This window comes from Candidatus Borrarchaeum sp. (genome assembly GCF_019058535.1).
Taxonomy (GTDB): Archaea; Asgardarchaeota; Sifarchaeia; order Borrarchaeales; family Borrarchaeaceae; genus Borrarchaeum; species Borrarchaeum weybense.
The window spans coordinates 1-2,973 of sequence record NZ_JAHPYX010000091.1 but is presented as its reverse complement, the minus strand read 5'-3'; the positions used below and the strand labels follow the sequence as shown (position 1 = coordinate 2,973).

Here is a 2,973-nt window from a genome sequence, read left to right as displayed (position 1 = left end):
GGTTGGAACCTCACATCAAATTCTCGTTGCCCATCCCATATAATTATGTTAGAAATTCCTAAAATTACCTATACAATTCCCGTTCTCCTCTGAAACAGTTCACAGTTCCCGTAGATCCGGTACCAACACGATACCATAGCACCTATTTGCCGTGTTTATATTCTGTCACGTCGTGGTGGAGAGGATGGGGCATCCTGGAGCACACATGGCAAGATTCCTTGATGTGACAACCTCCGCGGTGGTTCACACTGTAAACTTCGAAAATCTGGATAAGGTTGGCAAGTATTCGTAAGTTGATTCAGAAACAACGTCCCATATTCATAATAATCAATGGTTAGCGAGGTAGACATATGGGCTTTACAGAATTCTTGAAAGATATTTCGCTCATAGTTGCATCTTGCACTGCAATATATGGGATCGGTTCTTGGCATCGAGAATATAAGGGAAAGAGGCAAGCAGAATTGGCTGAAGAAGTCTTAAGCCTTTTCTATGAAGCTCGTGATGCAATAAAACACATTCGAAATCCTTTCAGTCATGCTGGAGAAGGTGCCACCAGAAAACAATCTGAAAACGAATCTGCTGATGAGAAGAAGGCATATGATCAAGCCTATGTTGTGTTTGAACGCTATAATGCAAATCTTGAACTTTTTAATAGATTACACTCATTAAGGTATCGGTTTATGACTCAGTTTGGAGAGGGCTCTGCCAAACCTTTTGTGGAATTAAGAAAAATTCTAAACGAAATTTTTGCATCAGCACAGACACTGGCGAATTTATGGGCGAAGCAACGCACCTTTTTTAGGACTGATCAGGCTTCGAAAGAGCACTTTGAATTTAAGGAAAAACTTGAGGCAATCTTTTGGGAAGGATTGGCGGATGAAGACCCTATTAATCCTAAACTGGAAAAATGCGTTCAAGATATAGAGGTGATGTGTAGGGGTATTCTGTCAGAAAAAAGCATCTGGAAAAAAATCAAAGAAAATCCTTTGTATAAAATGTTAAAACAAAAAATCGCTAACAAAGCTAATTCAGCCGACGCAAAAAACCGCGCGGCTGATTAGCAAGGTTAGATCGTTATTATTTTATCCGTATATCTCGGGTATAAAGGGGGTACCGATGAGAATCATAATCTTTGTCACAATTATAATATTAGCTTTTCCTTTCGTGCATTCTACTGCACATTCTGCATGTTGTGCATGGGATGATAGAGAAGCATGTGCAAGCTGTCCAGAGGGTTATGCATCTGGATGTGTAACTGAGAGAAATAAATGTACTTGCAATTGTGCAAAGACTGCGAATGAATTGGCAGAGAAACTTTCCCTTGGAAATAGGGAATTTCAGAACTTTATCAGTAATAATTTTGACGCAATTGTGGTTCAAACTCAGCGACAAGGCTATTACAGATCAAGTAGCTACCCAAACATCAGAGTGACTATTACACCACCCATAAATAAATGACCGAAATGGTAGGTTCATAAAAATGTGGGAAGCAATTGGATCAGTAAGCTCTGGACTTGCTCTGGCAGCATTTATTGTAGCTGCAGCTGTAACTGTTCTACGTAGGCGCCTGCTTCATAAGGAGAACCTGATTAAATCGGCACCTGAGTCGGAACGACCTTCCTTAGTGCAAGCGGCTCTTGATAGCTATTCAATAGTTACCACTGATCTTACAAAACAACAACGCTATGATCTGATTATGGAGCAGATAAGGCAACGTGCAAGGCGTTTTAGGATCACATCCGTGGTCATTGTCATTTTGGCTTTTTTAGCAGCTGCTTTGGCCGCTTACGCTCTTGGTGTAAAAAGCAACAGCAAACCTGAAGAAAAAAGATACAGTTTCGATTTCGATAATCAGTCTCTAATTTGGGCTGTAAATTATTTAGATCAAATAGCTACAGATTTCGATATTCAATTGGATCAGAAAATATTGTCCGGTGAGGTAAAGACAAGACTTTTCAGCGTTCATTTGAATGACGCCAAGTTAGAGGATATTATGGATATTTTTTGTTCAAAAGCTATCGTTGATATTCCCTTTGTTTGGGGTATAAATGGCAAAACAATCTTTATAAGACCAAATCATATAGAATCCGGTAGCACGGAGTCATTATCAGACTCGGGTAAACAAGAGCCAGCATTACGTATAGTCTTTCTTGATGGGAATGTTGCATATGTTGGGTTAACTCTATACTACCACCTTCCTGCAAAAAATGCACCTTTTGTTGCTGCAAAATATGGTAACCAAGAACAAGCTTCTAAACATCTTTTATCAATAGTTCAATCAAATGCCATTTCAGAACTTGAGCGATATTCTCTCGAAGATGCGCGTTCTATGCGAGCGGTAATTTCTGATGCTATCAAAAAGGCAAGCGAGGCCGATGTGGCAAAGACCGGTTATGATTTAGATTCAATTTTAATAAGTCAAATTACGAAGGCGCATTAGCTCTTGATCAATAAAATTTGAGTCTAACTTTTTAGGCACCGGACGCTCGATATCTCGCGCCGGTGACCAATTCGTTATGACTCACAATGTCCATCGAACCGGCAGCCATACTCTTGGCTGGCTTTTCCGGGGGCGGTGAGGACTGCAACCGATTGTTAAAGGAGCACCATATGGCTTTCCCATTTACCTATATAACTGCAATCGCAGATTATATAAGCTCGGTGAAAAGAGATACCCAGACATGGGACTTTAACTCGGATAAGAGCGCTTCACCATGGTTTCGTGGGCAGGATCGAGAGGACGGTCCACTACCAAAGCTCTTCCGGGATCCAGGGTACGATGAATTCAATCTAACACGAATGTTCAGAGAGCGTGCTGGGGCATTCGGCAATGCTCCCGAAACTGACCGTCTCGACAAGTGGCTCTTCCTGATGCAACACTATGGGGCTGCCACCAGGCTTCTTGATTGGACTGAGAGTCCTCTCATTGCGCTCTACTTTGCACTCAAACAGCATTCACTCTTGCCAATGAAT

At 41.3% G+C, this 2,973-nt stretch carries 4 protein-coding genes; all 4 read left to right on the top strand.

Features of this window, described 5'->3' with window-relative positions:
* Positions 1 to 350: 350 nt before the first annotated feature.
* Positions 351 to 1,061 carry a hypothetical protein gene (locus QVB70_RS05185; RefSeq protein ID WP_287584059.1) on the top strand — a complete coding sequence of 237 codons (711 nt, stop codon included), beginning with the start codon at positions 351 to 353 and terminating at the stop codon, positions 1,059 to 1,061.
* Positions 1,062 to 1,116: 55 nt separating this feature from the next.
* Positions 1,117 to 1,458, top strand: coding sequence for a hypothetical protein (locus QVB70_RS05180; protein WP_287584058.1), 342 nt, complete (start codon positions 1,117 to 1,119; stop codon positions 1,456 to 1,458).
* Positions 1,459 to 1,480: 22 nt separating this feature from the next.
* Positions 1,481 to 2,440, top strand: coding sequence for an SPFH domain-containing protein (locus QVB70_RS05175; protein WP_287584057.1), 960 nt, complete (start codon positions 1,481 to 1,483; stop codon positions 2,438 to 2,440).
* Positions 2,441 to 2,526: 86 nt separating this feature from the next.
* On the top strand, positions 2,527 to 2,973 hold a 447-nt coding region (locus QVB70_RS05170; RefSeq protein WP_287584055.1), incomplete at its 3' end, for an FRG domain-containing protein.